Annotated in this window: 23 protein-coding genes; all 23 read left to right on the forward strand. The window is 50.0% G+C overall.

Going from position 1 to position 21380, the window contains the following annotated elements; translation table 11 throughout:
* The first annotated feature begins 22 nt into the window (after window positions 1-22).
* Entirely contained in the window at window positions 23-1021 is a 999-nt protein-coding gene (gene fliM / locus WKI47_RS01315; RefSeq protein WP_340225374.1) for a flagellar motor switch protein FliM, read from the forward strand.
* Window positions 1011-2348 (forward strand): flagellar motor switch phosphatase FliY, encoded by a 1338-nt coding sequence (fliY, locus tag WKI47_RS01320; protein ID WP_340225375.1) that lies wholly within the window; start codon window positions 1011-1013, stop codon window positions 2346-2348. Before fliM ends, fliY begins: the two co-directional genes overlap by 11 nt.
* Window positions 2349-2376: 28 nt before the next feature.
* Entirely contained in the window at window positions 2377-2742 is a 366-nt protein-coding gene (locus WKI47_RS01325) for a response regulator (protein ID WP_340225376.1), read from the forward strand.
* Window positions 2743-2754: 12 nt separating this feature from the next.
* Window positions 2755-3297 carry a flagellar biosynthetic protein FliO gene (locus WKI47_RS01330; RefSeq protein WP_340225377.1) on the forward strand — a complete coding sequence of 181 codons (543 nt, stop codon included), beginning with the start codon at window positions 2755-2757 and terminating at the stop codon, window positions 3295-3297.
* Window positions 3294-4067 carry a flagellar type III secretion system pore protein FliP gene (gene fliP / locus WKI47_RS01335; RefSeq protein ID WP_340225378.1) on the forward strand — a complete coding sequence of 258 codons (774 nt, stop codon included), beginning with the start codon at window positions 3294-3296 and terminating at the stop codon, window positions 4065-4067. Before WKI47_RS01330 ends, fliP begins: the two co-directional genes overlap by 4 nt.
* A gap of 38 nt (window positions 4068-4105) precedes the next feature.
* Window positions 4106-4375 carry a flagellar biosynthesis protein FliQ gene (gene fliQ, locus WKI47_RS01340; protein ID WP_340225379.1) on the forward strand — a complete coding sequence of 90 codons (270 nt, stop codon included), beginning with the start codon at window positions 4106-4108 and terminating at the stop codon, window positions 4373-4375.
* Window positions 4376-4387: 12 nt separating this feature from the next.
* Window positions 4388-5185, forward strand: coding sequence for a flagellar biosynthetic protein FliR (gene fliR, locus WKI47_RS01345; RefSeq protein ID WP_340225469.1), 798 nt, complete (start codon window positions 4388-4390; stop codon window positions 5183-5185).
* A 28-nt stretch (window positions 5186-5213) separates the two neighbouring features.
* A complete protein-coding gene (flhB, locus tag WKI47_RS01350) occupies window positions 5214-6302 on the forward strand; it encodes a flagellar biosynthesis protein FlhB (protein WP_340225380.1) in 1089 nt (362 codons plus the stop codon).
* 22 nt (window positions 6303-6324) lie between these two features.
* Window positions 6325-8358, forward strand: a complete 2034-nt coding sequence (gene flhA, locus WKI47_RS01355; protein WP_340225470.1) for a flagellar biosynthesis protein FlhA — start codon at window positions 6325-6327, stop codon at window positions 8356-8358.
* Entirely contained in the window at window positions 8355-9776 is a 1422-nt protein-coding gene (flhF, locus tag WKI47_RS01360; protein WP_340225381.1) for a flagellar biosynthesis protein FlhF, read from the forward strand. Before flhA ends, flhF begins: the two co-directional genes overlap by 4 nt.
* Window positions 9773-10669: a MinD/ParA family protein gene (locus tag WKI47_RS01365; protein WP_340225382.1), complete on the forward strand. Its 897-nt coding sequence runs from the start codon at window positions 9773-9775 to the stop codon at window positions 10667-10669. Before flhF ends, WKI47_RS01365 begins: the two co-directional genes overlap by 4 nt.
* A gap of 33 nt (window positions 10670-10702) precedes the next feature.
* Window positions 10703-12184, forward strand: coding sequence for a protein-glutamate methylesterase/protein-glutamine glutaminase (locus tag WKI47_RS01370; protein ID WP_340225383.1), 1482 nt, complete (start codon window positions 10703-10705; stop codon window positions 12182-12184).
* Between the two features lie 29 nt (window positions 12185-12213).
* Window positions 12214-14298 (forward strand): chemotaxis protein CheA, encoded by a 2085-nt coding sequence (locus WKI47_RS01375; RefSeq protein ID WP_340225384.1) that lies wholly within the window; start codon window positions 12214-12216, stop codon window positions 14296-14298.
* A gap of 126 nt (window positions 14299-14424) precedes the next feature.
* On the forward strand, window positions 14425-14886 hold the full coding sequence (locus WKI47_RS01380; protein WP_340225385.1) for a chemotaxis protein CheW: 462 nt from the start codon (window positions 14425-14427) through the stop codon (window positions 14884-14886).
* A 3-nt stretch (window positions 14887-14889) separates the two neighbouring features.
* Window positions 14890-15516 (forward strand): chemotaxis protein CheC, encoded by a 627-nt coding sequence (locus tag WKI47_RS01385; protein WP_340225386.1) that lies wholly within the window; start codon window positions 14890-14892, stop codon window positions 15514-15516.
* Window positions 15509-16006: a chemotaxis protein CheD gene (locus tag WKI47_RS01390; protein ID WP_340225387.1), complete on the forward strand. Its 498-nt coding sequence runs from the start codon at window positions 15509-15511 to the stop codon at window positions 16004-16006. The genes WKI47_RS01385 and WKI47_RS01390 overlap by 8 nt, the downstream gene beginning before the upstream one ends.
* Window positions 16007-16008: 2 nt before the next feature.
* Window positions 16009-16470, forward strand: a complete 462-nt coding sequence (locus WKI47_RS01395) for a hypothetical protein (RefSeq protein WP_340225388.1) — start codon at window positions 16009-16011, stop codon at window positions 16468-16470.
* Window positions 16471-16472: 2 nt separating this feature from the next.
* On the forward strand, window positions 16473-17261 hold the full coding sequence (locus WKI47_RS01400) for a FliA/WhiG family RNA polymerase sigma factor (RefSeq protein ID WP_340225389.1): 789 nt from the start codon (window positions 16473-16475) through the stop codon (window positions 17259-17261).
* Window positions 17262-17329: 68 nt separating this feature from the next.
* On the forward strand, window positions 17330-18733 hold the full coding sequence (locus tag WKI47_RS01405) for a FapA family protein (protein WP_340225390.1): 1404 nt from the start codon (window positions 17330-17332) through the stop codon (window positions 18731-18733).
* 38 nt (window positions 18734-18771) lie between these two features.
* Complete coding sequence (locus WKI47_RS01410; protein ID WP_340225391.1) at window positions 18772-19089, forward strand: hypothetical protein; 318 nt, start codon at window positions 18772-18774, stop codon at window positions 19087-19089.
* Window positions 19090-19103: 14 nt separating this feature from the next.
* A complete protein-coding gene (locus tag WKI47_RS01415; RefSeq protein ID WP_340225392.1) occupies window positions 19104-19670 on the forward strand; it encodes a DUF6115 domain-containing protein in 567 nt (188 codons plus the stop codon).
* The gene (locus WKI47_RS01420) at window positions 19670-20386 is read left to right on the forward strand and encodes a hypothetical protein (protein ID WP_340225393.1); all 717 of its coding nucleotides are present in this window, start codon (window positions 19670-19672) and stop codon (window positions 20384-20386) included. Before WKI47_RS01415 ends, WKI47_RS01420 begins: the two co-directional genes overlap by 1 nt.
* A gap of 254 nt (window positions 20387-20640) precedes the next feature.
* Window positions 20641-21339, forward strand: coding sequence for a 30S ribosomal protein S2 (gene rpsB / locus WKI47_RS01425; protein ID WP_037282308.1), 699 nt, complete (start codon window positions 20641-20643; stop codon window positions 21337-21339).
* Window positions 21340-21380 lie beyond the last annotated feature (41 nt).

Here is a 21380-nt window from a genome sequence, read left to right on the forward strand (position 1 = left end):
TCTATGGGAGGGGGTGAAAGGTTTGGTTGATGTATTATCCCAGAACGAGATCGACGCATTATTAGCCGCACTTTCTTCAGGCGAAATGGATGCGGAAGAACTCAAAAAAGAAGAAACGCAACGCAAGATCCGCTCTTATGACTTTAAAAGAGCCGTACGTTTTTCAAAAGACCATATTCGAAGTTTGACCCGAATTCACGAGAACTTCGCGCGAAATCTGACCACTTATTTTTCCGCTCAGCTCCGTACTTTTGTTCAAATCAGCGTTGTACAGGTTGAACAATTGCCTTACGACGAATTCATTCGCTCCATTCCGAAAATGACCGTTCTGAACATTTTCGAAGCGGAGCCACTGGAAGGACGAATGGTACTGGAAGTCCATCCGAACATTGCGTATGCGATGGTGGACCGGATGCTGGGAGGTAGCGGAACAGCCCCTCTTAAGCCAGGAGCGCTCACTGAGATCGAAACGATCATCATGGAACGTATCTTCAGCCGGGCACTGGAGAACCTGCAGGAGGCGTGGAAGACGGTTTACGACCTTTCGCCAAGAATGGAAGCATTGGAAACCAATCCGCAGTTTATGCAAATTGTGTCGCCCAACGAAACCATTGCATTGATTTCGCTTAGCACAAAAATCGGCGATACGAGCGGCATGATCAATTTGTGTATTCCGCACGTTGTGATTGAACCGATCATGTCCAAGTTGTCGGTACACCATTGGTTCGTTTCTCAAAAAAAGGCGCGCGCTCCAGAAGAACTCGAAGCGCTGCGCGAACGTGTAACCCGCGCGGCACTTCCGGTCATTGCGGAGCTGGGACAGTCCCAACTGACGATTCGCGAATTCCTCAGCTTGGCTCCGGGAGACGTGATTACGCTGAATAAGGCTACGGAAGAAGGCCTTGCCATCCGTGTCGGAGAAAGACTGAAATTTATCGGAAGTCCGGGTATGATCAAAGACCGGATCGCCGTGCAAATCGACGAGATCGTCAACGAAGGAGTTGAGGAATTTGACGAGTAAAGATTATTTGTCCCAGGAAGAGATCGACGCCTTGCTGAAACAGTCCGAATCGGACGACGGAGGAGTATCGGCTGGAGCCGGTCAAACCGTTGACGACTTTCTGACTCCTCTTGAGCAGGACGCACTGGGTGAAATTGGTAACATTACGTTCGGTAGCGCAGCTACTGCTTTGTCGACGTTGCTTGGTCGCAAGGTTGATATCACGACGCCGAAAGTTTCGATTATTACAAGAAGCCAATTTGAATCGGAGTTTCCAAAGCCGCATGTCGCGATTCACGTCAACTATGTCGATGGCTTCCAAGGTATTAACTCGCTTGTCATCAAGACAAGAGATGCCCAGATCATTGCTGACCTCATGCTTGGCGGGGAAGGGGATCCGCAGGACGAAGAGCTGAACGAAATCCATATCAGCGCCGTACAGGAAGCCATGAACCAAATGATGGGTTCTTCTGCGACGTCAATGTCTACTATCTTTAATCGCTTTGTTAACATATCGCCTCCGGCTATCGACATCCTGGATGTCAGCAGCGGAGACGGAGTCAGCAACCTTCCAGCCGAAGAGACCCTTATCAAAGTTTCTTTCCGCCTCCTGATTGGAGACTTGATTGATTCGACGCTTATGCAATTGATTACCGTTGATTTTGCTAAAAACATGGTGGATATGCTTTTGGGCGGAGGCATGACCGAAGAAGAGCCGCCAGCACCGGAACCGCAGATTGCGGCATCGGAGCCGCCTGTTCAAACGCCCGCTCCAGAGCCGCAGGTTCAGCAACAACCGCCTGTTCAGAACACGCCTTACCAGGACCCTTATGCAGCTTCTGCCGGGCAACAACAACCGCAAGGCATGCCGCCTTACGGCGCTCCTGGACAACAGCAACCGCCTTATCCGGGATACGGCGCTCCGGGCATGCAGCCTGACTACGGCATGCAGTATCCGGCTTACGGACAGATGCCGATGCAGCAGCAACCGCCTCAGCCTAACCATTACGGGAATGCGGGACGCAACGTCAACGTACAACCCGTACAGTTCGGCAACCTTCAGAACGGCGGTTACGGACAAACGGATGAAAATAATTTAGGATTACTGATGGACATTCCCCTTAAAGTCACCGTAGAATTAGGGAGGACCCAAAAGCAGATTAAAGATATTCTCGAATTGTCGCAAGGGTCCATCGTCGAGCTCGATAAGCTTGCCGGCGAACCGGTGGACATCCTGGTGAACAACAAGCTGATCGCCAAAGGGGAAGTGGTCGTTATCGACGAAAACTTCGGCGTTCGTGTAACGGATATCGTCAGTCAGTGGGACCGAATTCAAAACTTACAATAACGTAATCGACAGGGAGGATTTTTAATCAATGGCAAACCGTATTCTTATCGTGGACGACGCAGCTTTCATGCGCATGATGATCAGAGATATCCTTACAAAAAATGGATTCGAAGTCGTAGGAGAAGCTCAAGACGGATCGCAAGCAATCGAAAAATTCAAGGAGCTTAAACCGGACCTCATCACGATGGATATCACGATGCCGGAAATGGACGGAATCGCTGCTTTGAAAGAAATCAAAAAGATCGATGCTGCGGCCAAAGTCATCATGTGTTCCGCGATGGGGCAGCAAGCGATGGTTATCGACGCGATTCAAGCAGGCGCAAAAGATTTCATCGTTAAACCGTTCCAATCCGACCGTGTCGTCGAAGCGATCAACAAAACGCTTGGCGCGTAAGGACCATCGCCTATGCTGCTATTGAGCGAAGGTCAGCCGGACTTCAAGGCGGATACCGGCGTATATTCGTATCTGGTATGGGTAATCTTCGTCCTGATCGCGATCGTCGCCCTTATCGTTTTTTTGATCCGCTACTTGGGCAAAAAAAATCGGGGCTGGTTCGGTGGCCGCTCTGTCCGTACACTCGGCGGAGTCGGCCTCGGCCAAAACAAATCGTTGCAAATCGTCGAGATTGGCGGCAGTGTTTATCTAATCGGCGTGGGTGAAAACATTTCGTTGATTGATAAAATCTCTGACGCCGAGGAAGTCGAGATGTTGATCGGGGCATTGGAGCGGGAAGCCGCGGGCCCGAACATCGCTCTGCCCGCCTGGGCGGAGAAACTCACATCCAGATTCCGTAGTGGATCGAATCCTCCTACCGAAAGCGAGGAACTCGATTCATCTTCGTTCCAGCAATTGTTCGAGACCCGCTTGCGGGAAGCTTCGGACCGTCGACGCAAGGTCGACGATTTGCTGGAAAAAGAAGAATCTGTTGACCGATCGAGGGAACCATGAAAAAAAAATTAACGATTACTTTGGCCTTGTTGATTGCTGTTCTATTCATTCAAGTGTTGCCGACCGCCCATGCGACCGGCACGGAAAACCCGATTCCGAATATCGATCTTCAGATAGGCGGAGATTCGGACGGAGCTCCGGCAACGAGTACCTTGTCGGTTCTTCTCATGATTACCGTTATCAGTGTTGCCCCGGCGGTTTTGGTTCTGATGACCAGCTTTACACGTATTGTCATTGTGCTCAGTTTCGTCAGAACGTCGCTCGGTACGCAGCAAATGCCGCCGAATCAGGTGCTCGTGGGACTGGCACTTTTTTTAACGCTTTTTATCATGTCACCTACGCTCTCTTCCATCAATGACACGGCGTTACAGCCTTACATACGAGGCGAGTTGACGCAGATGGAAGCGCTGGACCAAGCAGCAGTTCCGATGAAGGAATTCATGTTCAAACATACGCGTGAGAAAGACTTACTCCTGTTTATGGATTATACGGGCGCGGAGAAACCGGAAAGCTTCCAGGATATCCCGCTGACTGTCATGGTACCCGCTTATGCCATAAGCGAGATGAAAACGGCATTCCAAATGGGCTTTATGATCTACATTCCGTTTCTCGTTATTGACATCGTCGTATCCAGTACGCTCATGGCAATGGGCATGATGATGCTTCCGCCGACTGTCATTTCGCTGCCGTTCAAGATTTTATTGTTCGTGCTCGTGGATGGGTGGTATCTGGTCGTCAAGTCGCTGCTTCTCAGTTTTGATTCGGGATGAGGCAGTAGAGATCAGATAAACTCGGGAGGAGGAGTAACATGGATTCAAATTTCATTATCGGCCTTGCAGGCCAAGCCATCTACGTTGTATTGAAAGCCAGTGCTCCGATGTTGATTCTGGCACTCGTAGTCGGCTTGCTCGTCAGCGTATTCCAGGCGACGACTCAAATTCAGGAGCAGACCTTGGCTTTTGTACCTAAGATCGTTGCGGTCATGTTCTCTGTTCTGATCTTTGGTCCATGGATTCTGAATACGCTTGTCGATTTTACGTACAACATTTTAAATAACCTGTATCTGTATATAGGGTAAGGCCGGTTTATGATGACAACGTTGATGCAGGCTTTTCCGGTTTTTCTACTTATGTTTTGTCGGATTACATCATTCTTTATCGTCGCGCCTCTGATTTCCTCAAGAAATGTGCCGACCCGGTTTAAAGTGGGCTTGGCAACGATTGTGGCGCTCTTGGTCTATTTAAGTTACGGAGTGAACCAGACGGCAGCCTTTGACGGTAGCTATGTGCTTCTGATTGTAAGAGAAATTTTAATAGGCTTAATGCTTGGATATGTAGCCAACCTGATTTTGGTCTCGATTCAAATCGCGGGAGCGATTCTGGATATCCAGATGGGTTTTGGTATGGCGACGGTATTTGATCCGACTACCGGAGCGGTTACCCCTCTTACAGGGCAGTTCAAGTACATGATCGCGATGCTGCTTTTTTTATCCATGAACGGTCATCATCGATTGCTGGACGCCATTGTCTACAGCTACAATTGGGTTCCGATCGATAATCAACTTTTTGTCGAGATTTACAACGGAAGCTTGACCGAGTTTTTTCTAAAAGCTTTTGCGTCTGCTATGGTTGTTGCTTTTCAAATGGCTGCTCCGATCGTCGTCGCTTTGTTTTTGACGGACGTAGGTCTGGGTTTCCTGGCGAAAACAGCTCCGCAGTTCAATATCTTTGTTATCGGCATTCCGATCAAGATTATAGTAGGGCTTATTCTACTTTTATTGCTAATGCCAAGTTTGACCTATATCTTCGATAATTTATTTTCATTGATGGCTGAGACCATGCAAGGATTTTTGGGAACAGTCGGAGAAAGGCCCGGATCGGGTGGATAATGACGGATAGCGAGAGGAGGCGGGAAGCTTGGAGCTTAGGCACAAACTCGACCTCCAGATGTTTGCGGGTGAAAAGACAGAGAAAGCAACACCGAAAAAACGTGACGAAAGCCGTAAAAAGGGACAGGTTGCAAAAAGCCAGGAACTTCCGGGTTCAATCTTACTGTTAACCTGTATCGTGATGTTGATGATCTTCGGCGGTAATTTTCGCACATCGATCACGCATATGTTTACAGACGTTTTTAACAACCGAATGACGATGGAAATTACGGTCGACAATGTGATGAATATGATGATGCAGTATATGCTGGAAATTTTAAAGCTTCTGGCTCCTATTTTTATCGCTGTCATTCTCATTGTGATTCTATCAAGCTTTGCTCAATACGGACTGTTGTTCGTAACGGAAGGATTGAAACCAAAGTTCAGCAAACTGGATCCGATCAAAGGGGCAAAAAACATCTTTTCGCTTCGTTCGATCGTGGAGCTGCTTAAATCTTTGCTAAAAATGTCCGTTATCGGATTTTTGGTTTTCACTACTCTTCAAAGCCAGATGAGCGTGATCTCTATACTGCACGCCATGTCTCTCGAAGATATACTTGGTTTTGCCGCTTCTACGACAATGTCTCTGGGCATAAAAATCGGCGCAGCATTGATCATTCTGGCGGTATTCGACTTTATGTACCAGAAATTCGAATTCGAGAAAAGCATCCGAATGTCCAAGCAGGATATCAAGGACGAATACAAGAAAGCGGAAGGCGATCCCATGATCAAAGGCAAAATTCGCGAACGGCAGCGTCGTATGGCGATGCAGCGGATGATGCAAGACGTTCCAACCGCCGATGTAATCATTACAAATCCAACGCATTATGCGGTAGCTCTTAAATACGACGGCAATCAGATGCAGGCTCCGGAAGTGGTGGCAAAGGGACAAGATTTCGTGGCACTAAGGATTCGGGAGATTGCAAAAGACAATGGCGTCATGATTATGGAAAACAAGCCGTTGGCACGCGCGTTGTTCGCTCAGGCTGAGATCGGGGATACGGTTCCCGCAGATCTGTTCCAAGCGGTGGCTGAAGTGCTGGCTTATGTATATAAACTAAAAGGTAAAGTGAAGTAATCGAGCCCGGAGGGAGAAAATGATGAAGAAAACGGACATAGTGATTCTTGCCGGCGTGCTTGGAATCGTTCTGATGATGATTCTGCCAATTCCTACCTGGCTGCTCGATATTTTAATCGTGATCAATATTGCCGTTGCCATGTTGATTATGCTGCTGGCCATGAGCACCAAAGAAGCTTTGCAGTTCTCGATTTTCCCGGCTTTGCTGCTGATCACCACGCTTTTCCGGTTGTCGCTTAATATTTCGACGACCAAATTGATCTTGGGTCAGGCGGATGCAGGCTCGGTTGTCGCGACCTTCGGTGAATTTGTCGCGGGTGGCGAGATCGCAATCGGATTTATCGTGTTCCTGATTCTGGTTGCTGTCCAGTTTATCGTTATTGTCAAAGGTTCTGAACGCGTAGCCGAAGTAGGAGCGCGCTTTACGCTCGACGCGATGCCCGGCAAGCAGATGAGCATTGACGCCGATCTGAACGCTGGCCTGATTAATGAGCAGCAGGCGCGGGAAAGACGTTCTAAAATCGAGCGCGAAGCGGACTTCTACGGCGCAATGGACGGTGCAAGTAAATTCGTTAAAGGTGATGCGATTGCCAGTATCATCTTGTTGATTATCAACTTGGTCGGTGGTTTTATTATCGGGATGACCATTCACGGCATGGACTTCCAAACGGCATTATCGACCTACTCGATTCTGACAATCGGTGACGGTCTGGTCAGCCAAATTCCGGCACTGCTGATTTCCACAGCTTCCGGTCTGATCGTAACACGCGCAACTTCGGAAGGTAACCTGGCTGATGATGTAGTCGGTCAGCTTTTCTCTTATCCGAAACTGCTTTATATCGTAGCCGGAGCAATTGCATTGCTCGGAATTTTGACTCCGATTCACTGGTTCTCCACACTGCCTCTCTCGGGATTGTTGTTCTTTGCCGCAAGGCGAATGCAGGCAAATCTCAACAAACAGCAAGTTGCGGAAGAATTGCAGGAAGAAGAGCAGCAGATCGAAGAAGTTCGAAGCCCGGAGAGCGTAGTCAGCCTTCTGCAGATCGATCCAATCGAATTCGAATTCGGTTACGGCCTGATTCCATTGGCGGATATGCAGCAGGGCGGAGACTTGCTCGATCGGATCATTATGATTCGGCGTCAATGTGCTCTTGAGCTGGGGCTTGTCGTTCCGGTTATCCGGATTCGCGACAATATACAACTGAGGCCAAACGAATATGTCATTAAGATCAAAGGGAATATCGTAGGTCGGGGAGAGCTGTTGCTCAATCATTATCTGGCGATGAGCCCTGGATTCGATGATGAGAGTATCAGCGGGATCGAGACGATGGAGCCTGCCTTCGGCCTTCCGGCTCTATGGATCGACGAAGCCACTAAAGAACGGGCAGAATTATCCGGGTATACCGTTGTCGATCCACCGTCTGTAGTCGCGACCCATTTGACAGAGCTTGTGAAGCGGCATGCGCACGAACTGCTTGGCCGTCAAGAAACAAGAGCGTTGATCGACAACTTAAAAGAAAGCTATCCTGTGCTGGTAGACGAGCTTATTCCTTCGATTCTCGGAATTGGCGATATTCAGAAGGTGCTTATGAAGTTGCTTAAAGAAAAAATTTCGATTCGCGACATGGTCACAATCTTCGAGACACTGGCAGACTACGGTACGTATACCAAGGACCCGGACATTTTGACGGAATATGTGCGTCAAGCCTTGTCCCGTCAAATTACGCAGCAGTTTACGCAGCAAGGGGAGACGATGCGGGTTATTACGGTAGGACCCAATTTGGAGAAGAAGATCGCGGAAAGCGTGCAGCAGAGCGAACAGGGGAGCTATCTGGCGCTTGATCCTGTATCTACCCAGACGGTATACCAGAAACTGACCGAACAGGTCAATCGTGCGGTCCAGTCCGGTCAACAGCCGATCCTGCTGGCTTCACCGACAATCCGTATGTATATGCGTCAAATTATTGAGCGCACGATGCAGGACATTCCGGTGCTTTCCTATAGCGAGCTTGAACCGAGTGTCGAAATTCAAAGTGTCGGAGTGGTGAACTTATGATCGTAAAGCGTTATGTAGTCGAGACAATGATCGAAGCCATGCAAAAAATTCGCACGGACCTCGGATCGGATGCCGTTATTTTGAGCACGAAAGAAACTAAAGTTGGCGGAGTTTTCGGTCTGTTCGGTAAAAAGAGATTGGAAGTCGTCGCTGCGCTTGAAAATGATAAAAAAGAAACGGAGCCTGCTCGGCCAAAAGTCGCAGCGGCTCCGCTCCCCGTTCCGGCGGCTATTCCTCGAAGTGCAGGAGCCGGAGCTTATCGGAAAGCCAGCAATGTAACCAATCTACAAAAAGCGGAATCTGAATCTGTCGAATCTTCTCCTGAAATTAGGAAAAATGTCGCAGTTTCCGATTTAAATGAAGGTCTTGAAGACCTACGTATAAAACCTGAGGCTCAATCTTCCGATAATTTGTCTAGCGGGAGCGTTTTGGCGGCGGTTCCGGCTAAAGCTCAAGTCGCTCAAGCACAGTCTGATTCGACGCTGCAAGCCGAACAGCAACGTCAGTTGGAGCGAAGTATCCGCGAATACCAGGGTGAGCGCGTGCCTTCGCGCGAAGACCGGCTTTACGAAGAATTGCATCAGATGCGTTTGATGATCGACAAGCTTTCGCGCAATAAAGACGAATCCAACCCTGTGCCGGAAAGTTTGGAAAAGTTGCTCGAGCGCCTCAGAGAGCAGCATGTCGAAGAAGCTTTGATTCAGGAATGGCTGGACCAAGTGCGCGCTAAGGAAGGTCCTGCCTTTTCAGATTCATCCGCTGAGCAATTTCAGCAGGAGATTCGTACCTTCATCGAGAATCGTGAAGGAGGGGGGATTGGCGACGACATCCGCATTGTCTATATTGCCGGTCCTACTGGTGTCGGGAAAACGACAACCATCGCGAAGTTGGCTGCAGAGCAGATGTTCAAGAAAAAGCGGAAAGTTGGCTTCATTACCTCAGATACCTACCGAATTTCCGCCATTGAACAGCTTCGGACGTATGCGTCCATTCTCAATGTTCCTCTTGAAGTGGTGCAATCGCCGGGAGATTTGCAGCGAGCCTTTCAGAAGCTTGAGCATTGCGATCTCATTCTTATGGATACAGCCGGACGCAATTACCGAAACGAAATGCTTGTATCCGAGCTCCAGGCGCTAATCGCTCCCGCCGAGTACAGCGAGACTTATCTTGTGCTGAGCCTGACATCCAAATATATGGACATGGCAGAAATCACAGATAACTTCAATCAGTACAGACTCGACAAAGTGATCTTTACCAAAGCTGATGAGACGGGCAGTTTTGGTAGTATTTTTAGCTTGCTCTATCGCTACCCGCTCAAGTATTCTTACATCACGAATGGACAAAACGTGCCGGATGATCTGCTGCTTCCCAGTGGAAATCTGCTCGTTGATGTCCTGCTGGGAGAACAAACGATATGAGTGATCAGGCCGCGGCGCTCAGAGAATTGATTTCTTCGCTCGGAACCGACCCTTCGAGGCAACGCGACTCCTCCGGTACGCAGGAAAAGACAGCCCATATCATTGCTGTCACCAGCGGTAAAGGAGGTGTTGGAAAGTCGAACTTCACTTTGAATTTTGCCCTGGAATTGCAGAAACTTGGGCGGAAAGTACTCGTATTCGATGCCGACATCGGAATGGCCAATATCGACGTGTTGATGGGCGTACGTTCCCAGTACAATCTGCTTCATGTGTTAAATCGGGAAAAAAGCATGAGTGAGATCATCCAGTCGGGTCCCAATTCGCTGCCTTTCGTGGCGGGGGGATCGGGTTTGACCGAATTGTTTTCTCTTTCGGAAGAAGATTTGCTTTATTTTACCCGACAGATCGAAGAAGTGGCACATGATATGGATTACATTCTGTTTGATACCGGTGCGGGATTGTCCAAGGAAACGATTCGTTTCATTACGGCTGCCGACGAATGTATTGTGGTTACGACGCCGGAGCCGACTGCGATTACCGACGCTTATGCCTTGGTCAAGGTCGTTCATGATTTGGAACATGCTGCATCGTTTCGCCTGGTTGTGAATCGTGCCATGGATCGGCGCGAGGCCCAGCAAACCGCCGACAAGATTCGGCTGGTAGCGGAAAAGTTTCTCCATTTGGACATTTCTGTACTCGGCCACGTAAGCGATGACCCGCATGTGAGTCAGGCGGTAAAAAAACAGACGCCTTTTTCTATCCGGTTTCCAAACAGTCAGGCTTCGAAAGACATCCAAGAGCTGGCATCTCGTTACGCACAACAATCCTTGCAGGTTCGAGCCGATTCGCCGAAAGGATTCAAAAGCTTTGTACGCAAACTATTAAAACGGTGAAACTGATTCTGGAGCAGGACAGGAGTTGAGGATATGACACCCTATCGCGTGCTTGTGGTTGACGACTCCGGCTTCATGCGGAAGATCGTATCTGACCTGATTGAAAGGGACGTATCGTTTTCGGTCGTAGACACGGCCAAAAATGGACGTGAAGCCGTCGAGAAAGTTAGAAAAATCAAGCCCGACATCGTAACGATGGACGTAGAAATGCCCGAAATGAACGGATTGGAATCGCTTAAGCATATTATGAACGAATATCCGCTCCCCGTTATCATGTTATCGGGGATCAATGAAGAAGGAATGCGAGAAACGATCATGGCGCTGGAAGCGGGAGCTTTTGACTTTATCCGCAAACCGTCGGTATCCAACTCGCAAGACATCGAAGCCGTAGGCGAGGCATTGCTTCGCCAGTTGCATGCCGCTGTACACGATTCGGCATGGCGCAAAGACAAGCCGTCTCCTATCGTGGCTGCCCAGGCGGTCGCGGAAGCACCGGCTCCGTCAGCGCCTGAACACCAGCCTGACGAGACGCCCGAGGTTCCTGTCCGGCGGCAGGAAGAACGGAGCTTCGAAGCTCCGCGTCCGAAGACCGAGCCTTCGGGCCCGGAAAGCCGTCCGCGCAAAGATAGTCCTTCCGGAGGAACATCGGCCGCCGCGCAGCGGAATGCGATTCCTGCATCCAAGCCAAAGCCTTCGGTTACTCCGGCAGCCGCACCGCCATCATCCAGTCGTCCGGCTATTGTTCGGGAAGACAAGAAAACGGCAGCAACACGAACACCTAGTCCAGTAGATAAGCCGCAGACGCGTGTCGAAGCTGTAGCTCCTGCGCCGAAACCAGCGGCCTCCACGCCGAAAAGCCAAGTGCCGGAGCGTAAGGTTCCTGAACGTCAAGCTGTGCCGCCAGCTTCCGGAACCCGGGCCTCCGGTGGTGATCATATCGACCAGATTGTAGCGGTTGGATGTTCAACGGGCGGCCCGCGGGCACTTAAAGAACTACTTGAAAACATCCCGTCTTCCTTCCCCGCTCCAATCGTGATCGTGCAGCATATGCCGCCAAAGTTCACGCATTCGCTGGCCCAACGTTTAAACACGCTAAGCCCGCTTGAGGTGGTTGAAGCCCAGCATGGAATGCCGCTTCGCAAAGGAACAGCCTATATTGCACCGGGCGGTCAACACTTGCTCGTCAAGCGCTCCGGCAGCGGCCAGTATGCAATCGAGTTGTCTGATGCTCCGCCGCAAAACGGCCATAAGCCATCTGTTGGTGCAATGTTCGACTCCCTGTTAGCCATGAATGAAATCCGTCGCCATGCCGTGATTATGACGGGTATGGGAAGCGACGGGGCAAAAGAAATGAAAAAGCTTTACGACTCGGGCGTTTCCACCACGATCGCAGAAAGCGAAGAGACCTGCGTAGTTTACGGCATGCCCCGCTCGGCAGCCGAATTAAACTGTGTTATGCACCTGCTTCCTTTGCCGCAAATTGCAACAAAATTAAACCAGGTCGTCAAATCTTAACTGCACTTTAATGGAGGAGGTGTCTCGCAATGGACATGAACCAGTATCTATCTATGTTTATTGATGAGTCGAATGATCATCTGCAATCGTTGAATGAAAAAATGCTGGAATTGGAAGCAAGCCCGGAAGACATCAGCATCGTACAGGTTATTTTCCGATCGGCGCACACGCTGAAAGGTATGGCGGCTACAATGGGCTTCGAGGATCTGGCTGCTTTGACTCACCAAATGGAGAATGTTCTCGATTTGGTTCGCAATGACAAGCTGAAAATGCAAAATTTCATTTTTGATACCTTGTTCAAGAGCTTGGATGCACTTGAAGCCATGGTACAGGATATTACGCAAGGCGGCGAAGGCAAAGCCGATGTGTCCGCAATTGTAACGTCGCTGCAAGCCATTGTGCGTGGCGAAGTTCCAAACGAAGAAGGAGCATCCGGTGCTTCCGATTCAAGCGCTCCAGCGGCATCCGCAGAAGCAGCCATTTCCAAAGAGCAGGTTCAACTTGACGAATTCCAACATTCGATTCTTGAACAGTCGCTGGCGGCAGGACATCGCGTGCTCTATATCGAAGTTTCCATTCGGGAAGATTGTCAACTCAAAGCAGCCCGCGCCTATATGGTCTTCGACCTTTTGGAACGTAGCGGGGAAGTCGTCAAGTCGCATCCGACCGTACAAGAAATCGAGCAAGAAAAATTCGATCGCAGTTTCTCTCTTTACTTCATTACCGAGAAAGACCCGGAAGAATTGCGCACCATGATTCTGAACCTGTCCGAGATCGAAGATGCGAAGTTGGTTTCTATTGATTCCGATACGCTGGCTCAACTGGCTGAAAAGCTTGAGAAGGAAGAAGAGGAAACCGCGTCTGCTCCTGTTGTCGAAGCTGCGCCCGCGGCAGAAGTCGCAGCAGAAAAAGCACCTGCTGACGACAAGCAACCTGCCGCTGCTAAAAAAGTCGTGGCTGCGCCTTCCCGTACGATTCGCGTTGATATCGAACGTTTGGACGTGCTGATGAATCTGTTCAGCGAACTGTTGATTGACCGTGTTCGTCTGGAGCAGTTGGCAACAGAAATCAAAAGCCAGGAATTGACGGAATCCGTCGAGCATATGGGCCGTGTAAGCAGCGACCTGCAAAACATCGTGATGAAACTGCGGATGGTCGCTATCGATACCGTCTTTAACCGTTTCCCGCGGATGGTGCGGGATCTTGCGAAGTCACTCGGCAAAAAACTGGATCTGGTGATTACAGGTGCCGAGACCGAACTCGACCGTACCGTAATCGACGAGATCGGCGATCCCCTTGTCCACTTATTGCGTAACTCTGTTGACCACGGCATCGAGTCGATCGCAGAGCGTATTGCAGCAGGTAAGCCAGAAACAGGTACAGTTAACTTGCGCGCTTTCCACAGCGGCAACCACGTCTTTATCGAAATTCAAGACGACGGCAAAGGCATCGACCGTAATAAGGTATTGGCGTCAGCGCTTAAAAAAGGTGTCGTAACCGAAGACGAATCCCGTTCCTTGACCGACGAGCAGGTGTACCAGTTGCTCTTTGCTCCGGGATTCAGCACAGCCGAAGTGATCTCGGATATCTCAGGTCGAGGCGTTGGACTTGATGTTGTAAAATCCAAGATCGCTACGCTCGGTGGTCATGTGGCTGTAACATCGACGCTTGGCGAAGGCACATTGTTCTCGGTTCAATTACCGCTGACTCTGTCCATTATCTCTGCGATGTTGATTCGTCTTGGCTCCGAAAAATATGCGATTCCATTGTCCTCGATCGTGGAGACGGGAATCATTCGCAAGGAACAGGTTCGCAATGTACACGGAAGCAAGCTGATTCCTTATCGAGATGCGCATATTCCATTGATGTCGCTAAGCAAATTCTTCGATGCTACGGACTATAGCGAAGAAGACGAAGAGGAAACCGAAATCGTCGTGATTCGCAAAGGAGATCGACTGGCTGCATTGGCTATTGACTCGTTTATCGGGCAGAACGAAATCGTCATCAAGAACCTGGGTAAATATTTGCCTCAGGTTCAGGGGATTTCCGGTGCGACAATACTCGGGGATGGTCAAGTCGCTTTGATTCTCGATCCGAATGCGCTCATCAAATAAGTGAAGTGAAATGCTTCGGTTTTAGACGATTTACCGCTTGGTATTCGGACGGAAAAGTAGGGTGGATACCAAGCGGAGCATTCTATGCGCTCAAGGGGCCAAGGCTCAATAAAGGGGGATTTTTTTGTGGCAGAACAAATTAAGGTAATTGTGTTTGCATTGGGTAATGAAGAGTACGGTATCGACGTTGATAAAGTGCGTACGATTGAACGCATGATGCCGATCACCCGCGTGCCGAAAACCTACTCGTTTATCAAAGGCGTTATCAACCTGAGAGGCGTTGTCATTCCGGTTATCGACCTGAGAGGACGTTTTAACCTTGAAGAGTCGGAATATACCGATCAGACTCGAATCATCATCGTTGCTGTCGGCGAAATGGAAGTGGGCTTTATCGTCGATGCTGCAAACGATGTTGTTGATTTGGATCGGGACAACATCGATTCGCCGCCGGAAGTCGTCGGAGGAGTCAAAGCCAAGTACCTGGACGGTGTGGCTAAAGTTGGCGAAGACCGTTTGCTGATCATGTTGAATCTGGCAGAAGTGCTGAATCGGGGTGAAGTGGCTCACCTTGAACAGCTAGAGGACTAACCCATGGAAATCTTTTCGAAGCTGGAAGGATTCAAACTTGACGTACTGAAGGAGGTCGGCAATATCGGTGCGGGTCACGCTGCCACGGCGTTATCGCAACTTCTGAACAAACCGATCGATATGGCTGTTCCCAAAGTACAGATTCTTCCCTTCGAAGATATTGCAGAGAAGGTGGGGGGCGCGGAAAAAATCGTATTGACGGTTTTCTTCCGCGTTGAAGGGGATGCGCCGGGCAATCTGTTCTATATCATGGGGCCGGAGGCTGGCAAGTCGCTGCTTCAGCGGTTGGGAGCTTTCGAACCGACAGAAGGTCTTGAACTGACCGAGATGGAGCAGTCGGCGCTCGGCGAGATCGGTAACATTCTAGCCGGTTCCTACTTGTCCTCATTAGCCGATTTTACCAACTTGGCGATGTCTCCTACTGTGCCTGCGCTTGCATTGGACATGGCAGGCGCAATCCTGAGTTACGGTATGATTCAGTTTGGCGAGATGGGTGACGCTGCGCTGTTGATCGACACGACGTTTGTACAAGGCAACGATGAGGTTGAGGGGCAATTTTTCCTCATTCCGGATCCGGAATCGTTTGATAAAATCTTTACAGCGCTCGGAGTGCCGCTTGACGATGACTGACGGACAAAATCTGGTCAAAGTTGGCATGGCGGATCTGAACGTAGTCGGGAATTCCGGAATTCTTCGCACCACGGGACTCGGTTCTTGCGTCGGTTTGACGCTTTACGATCCGCAGATCAAAGTAGCCGGTATGGCTCACGTCATGCTTCCCTCATCAGATATTGCGCGCGAGAATCAAATCAATGTTGCGAAATATGCAGATACTGCACTTCCTGTATTAGTAGACAAATTGGTCGAGCTTGGAGCCTCCAAACGCAGACTGATTGCCAAAATGGCAGGCGGTGCACAGATGTTTGCTTTCGCAGGGAGTGGAGACACAATGCGTATCGGGCCCCGAAACGTTGAATCCTGCAAAGAAATGCTGAAAAAGCTGGGTATTTCCTTGTATAGTGAAGATACAGGGGCCAATTATGGCCGAACGATTGAAATCAGTTCGGAAACCGGAATTTTGACTATACGCAGCGTTCAAAAAGGGGTAAAGGAATTGTAGCGATGAAGGGAACCATACGAGTCAATCTGATATTCGCTTTGATCGGATTTGTTATTACGTTTTTATTTGCGATCCGAACCAACCTTCCCGTAACCAGTTTAATTCGGGGAGGAATCGGAGCGGCGGTTTGGTTTCTTTTGGCGTTTCTTTTTCGCATCGTACTTGGCGCGCTTGAACCGCTGCCCAAAGATAAGGAAGGCAGCGGCTCTTCGGAGCCGGGTGCTGCTTTGGATGACGATGTTCGAGGGAGCCGATTGGATCTGGTTACGCCAGATGAGAGCGACCAACTGAATGATTTGCTGAAGCCGAATGCGGATAAGACTCGGGTAACCGAAGAGCGAACGGGTCAAGTCGATGATTTCCAGCCGCTTAATCCGCCGAAGTTAGTTACGACAAAAGAAAAAGATCCCGAAGAACTGGCGAAAGCCGTACGTCATCTTACAGAGGATGAAGGAGGGAGATAACAATGGATGAACGCAAATCCGGTCAGTTGAACCACCTGGATTTATGGATCCGCTGGAAAGAGCACAATGAAGTCGAAGCCAAGAAGAAACTGATCGAGAATCACTTATCCATTGTCGATTACGTCTCTTCGCGGCTTGCGGTGGGACTCCCGAAGAACGTTTCCAAAGACGATCTGGCCAGCAATGGAGTCATGGGCTTGATTGATGCGATCGAAAAGTTCGACTACAAGCGTGGCTTGCAGTTCGAAACTTATGCCTCTTGGCGAGTACGCGGTGCCATTCTCGATGGACTGCGGCAAGGGGACTGGGTTCCGCGTTCCGTTCGGGAAAAGGCCAAAAAAATCGAGGAAGCGTATCAAAAGCTGGAGCAGGAAAATATGCGTGGAGCTTCAGATTATGAGATGAGCGAGTTCTTGGGCGTGTCGGAAAAAGAATTCCAGCAGATGCTGCAGGACGTCTCCGTCATGTCGCTGGTTTCATTGGAAGATCCGATTCGGGAAGAGGAGTCGGAGACCCGCCTGTCTGTGCTGGTTGACGAAAAAGCCAAAAACCCGGATCACAAGGTGAATGAATTTTACTTGAAGGAAGCATTGGCTAAAGGAATAGAAAAGCTGACAGAAAAAGAGCGGATCGTCATATCGCTGCTTTACTTCGAAGATTTGTCGCTCAGCGAAATTGCCGAGGTCATGTCGCTTTCTCCTTCACGGATTTCGCAATTGCATTCCAAAGCGATCCTGCGTCTGCGCGGAACGCTGGATAAACAAAAAAGCCTGCTTATGCAGGATCGTTAATGTCAGATGGGAAGCGGCCGGGGGGCATCTGGCCATCGACAAGCAAATGTTGAAAAGAGGGGTTGTCCGTGGTTGAGCATTTGGCTTTGGATCGGCACCTTGCCGTTTCGTTCGAAGCGTCCAAAATGTCTGCGCACTTGCGTTTTGTAAAGCCGGAAGAAGGCTTTGCATGCACGGAAGAAAGTTTGAGACAGTTTTTGAACGACCAGAAAGTCCGCTTTGGGCTTATCGACGAAGCAATTGGCAAGTTTGTCGCATCGCCGGCTAGTTACTTTTTTGAAGAAATTGAAGTTGCTCGCGGTATTCCGGCAGTTGATGGTCAAAATGGTTACATCGAGTTTATGTTTGATAAAGAGGATGAAGCCAGACCTATGGAACGCGAAGACGGTCGGGTCGATTACAAAGAATTGATTCGCTTGAAAAACGTGGGTAAGGGGCAGTTGTTGGCTCGCCGCCACCCATCCCGGCCGGGGACGCCGGGAACTGGCGTGACCGGGGAAGAGATTGCGTTCAAACCCGGCAAAGAAGCACGTTTCAAAATTGGAAAAAACGTCGTGACGGACGAAAATCATACATCGCTGTACGCCACGATTGAAGGTATGGTCAGTCGTACCGATAACGGAAAAATCAATGTATTCACCGTTTATGAAGTTCATGGCGATGTCGACTACAGCAGCGGTAACGTGGACTTCGTGGGAACTGTCGTGATTCGGGGCAGCGTGCTTCCTGGATTTCGCGTGAAAGCGGCTGGGGATATTCGCGTGCAAGGCGGCGTCGAAGGAGCCGAATTGTATGCGGACGGTTCTATCGAAATTACCGGAGGCGTGATCGGTTACCATAAAGGGATCGTCAAAGCGGGCATGAATGTGAAAAGCTCGTTTATCCAAGACGGCAACGTTGAAGCCGGCGAAGATATTATTGTTTCGCAGAGCATCATGCATTCCGAAGTCCGGGCAGGCAAAAACGTGATTTGCAGCGGTACGAAAGGCCTGATTGTCGGCGGCCATATCCAGGCCGGAGAAGGCGTTACCGCGCGTACAATCGGCAACAGTATGGCAACAGCCACCGCAATCGAAGTAGGCGTTCTGCCGAATCTTCGCAACGAATTGGCAGACCTACATAAAAGAATGCGGGAGACCGCTGACAATATGCAAAAAACGACCCAGGCTTTGGGACTTCTGGATCAAATGGCTTTGGCGGGGACTTTAGGCGCCGACAAGCTGGCGTTACGGGCCAAACTCAGCGTCACCAAGCGACAGCAAGAACAAGAACGCTCGCATTGCAAAGAACGTATTTTCGAAATCGAACATATTCTTGAAGATACAAACCGGGCCCGCGTTGTCGTCAACGATACCATCTACGGCGGCGCGAAGATTGTGATCGGTCGCTACACGAAGTTCATGAAAGAAACGTCGTCACGGGTGTCTTTCCAATACCTTGAAGGCGATATCGTGATGTCTGCCAATCGCTGAGTTTCTGATTCTATCTATTACGAATAAGGGGGCTAACTATGAAAGCGATCGAAGTTCAACTGTCGGTGCATCGCGCTCCCGAGACGAGTCGCATGCAGCAAGAACAATTGCAACGCCCCTTGATTGATCAGGCTCAGCTTGCTGGACAGGCGACTGCGGAAATCGAGCGATCCCGGCATCGTAGTGCGCCTACAACAGAGGCTGCTGATGCTAAAATCCGTAAAGACGCCGAAGGAAACAATCAACACGATTCGCATGCAGAGGGAGAGCGTGGGCAAGGCGAGCCGGAAGTTGAAGTACGTACGGTCGCGGCTCCTCACCCTTTTAAAGGAAAACATTTGGATTTGTCGCTGTAAGAAAGGAACCTGAGATGAACGATGCCTGGCTTTACGTAATGCTGCTCGGTGCCGCGGCTGTCGTGTATGCCTTCTTGATTCCAAAAGAAAAGTCGGCCAATCAAGCTTCCCGTAGTGATCGTGTTGTGCGGGAAGTCGAGCAAACGCTGGAACAGTACATGGTTGAAATGGAAAAAGAAAATGATGATCTCGTTAACCTGGTCGTTCAGATCAAACAGGAAACGGGGGCCAAGCAGCTGGCACTCCAGGAGCAGTTAGGCGATATGCGCTCGCGTTTGGCCGAAATGGAACGTACCGCAGGCAAGCACGAAGCGCGCATAGAACAGTTATCGACTGTAGACACGCGTTCTACGCAGGAAACTGCTGTACAGTTGAGAAACGAGCTGTTGGAGAATACTGTAACGGTAACACCATCTCCCGAACCTCAGTCCGAGCCGGAAGATTCTGTTCGCCATCGCTATCCTCAATTATTCGAATTGCATGACCAGGGCAAATCCGTTGATGCGATCGCCAAAGCCATAGGGCTTCAGCGCGGCGAAATTCAATTGATTTTACGTCTGGCAAAGAGGGAGGAAGCGTAGTGTTCAAAAACCGCTCGTTTATGCTTGGTTTGGGGATCGGGATCATTACGGGTGCGCTGTTGCTCCAATTGATGTTACTGGCACAAAGCGGAAGGCCGACGGTACCCAGCGATGTCGAGTCGACAACGGGCGAAATTCAGACTGATGCTCCGGCAGCTGAAGAAGAGCGACCAGCCGGCTCGTCCGATTCTGATGTGGAACAAACGCCAACGAACGAGTCAGAGCCCCAGGATTCGACAGAGCAGCCAGCCGAACCTGAAGCAACCGCACCTAACGAGCCTGATTCTGAAGCAGCGGAAGCGCCGGATGCGGGGACTGCACCGACATCGTCGGAGCCAGCAGAACCCACTTCTTCGACGACAGAAGCGCCTACCGCGCCGACTGAACCTGCAGACACGGCTGCGACGGGAGCGGAGAAGCCGGCCCAGGCTCCCGCAGCGCCGACCGAACCGGAAGTTTCTGCGGATGTACAGCCCCAGCAGTCGGCCGCAATAGAGTCTTCGAATGTCTCGTTCGAGATTGAACGCGGCATGAATCTCAAAGCCGTGTCACAGGCGCTTGCGAATGCAGGCGTTGTCGACGATGCCGTGGCTTTCCAACGTCAGGCGGCGGAAGCCGGAGTGACCGGCAAGCTGCAAATCGGTAACTACTCTTTTAAGTCCGGAGATTCTTACGAAGATATAATTCGCGAGATTTCTACGCCAAAAGAAGAATAGCACGCACCCGGACCGCCAATGTCGAGCAGAGATTGGCGGTTTTTTGGTGCAGAAAAAACAAGCGAGTGAAACATTCAAAATAATAAGTCTTAGGGATTGCGAAGTAGGGTCTATTATGGTAAACTAAACAACGGTGTTAAAACACACGCCGATTAATTCTGCGGAAGGTGCTTCGCCCGGGGCGGAGTCTCCACAGGAAATGATTTCGGCGGAGGTACATCAAAAAAACCAAACCCATAGGAGGTGTATGGAGAATGGCAGTTATCTCCATGAAACAGCTTCTCGAAGCTGGCGTACACTTCGGTCACCAAACTCGTCGTTGGAACCCGAAGATGGACCGTTACATTTTCACAGAAAGAAACGGTATCTACATTATCGACCTGCAAAAAACAGTCAAGAAAGTTGACGAAGCGTATAACTTCGTTAAAAACCTGGCTGGCGAAGGTGGTACGATCCTGTTCGTAGGTACGAAAAAACAAGCTCAAGATTCCGTGAAAGAAGAAGCGGAACGTTGCGGCATGTACTTCATCAACCAACGTTGGCTCGGCGGCACGCTGACTAACTTCCAAACGATCCAAAAGCGTATCGATCGTCTGAAAAAGCTTGAAGCTTGGGAAGAAGACGGTACATTCGAAGTTCTGCCTAAGAAAGAAGTTATCCTGCTCCGCAAAGAGAAGGATCGCCTCGAAAAATTCCTGGGCGGCATCAAAAACATGAAAAAACTGCCTAGCGCGCTGTTCATCATCGATCCTCGCAAAGAGCGTATCGCTGTTGCGGAAGCACGCAAGCTGAACATTCCTATCGTAGGTATCGTTGATACAAACTGCGATCCGGACGAAATCGACTACGTAATCCCAGGCAACGACGACGCAATCCGCGCTGTTAAATTGCTGACGGGTAAAATTGCGGAAGCCGTTATCGAAGCAAACCAAGGCGAACAAACAACTGCATAAGTCCGGCGGCGTCAACATTGGCGCTTAGCGTAACGGATCGG

It is taken from the genome of Saccharibacillus sacchari, from assembly GCF_037722395.1.
In the GTDB taxonomy this organism is placed as follows: Bacteria; Bacillota; Bacilli; order Paenibacillales; family Paenibacillaceae; genus Saccharibacillus; species Saccharibacillus sacchari_A.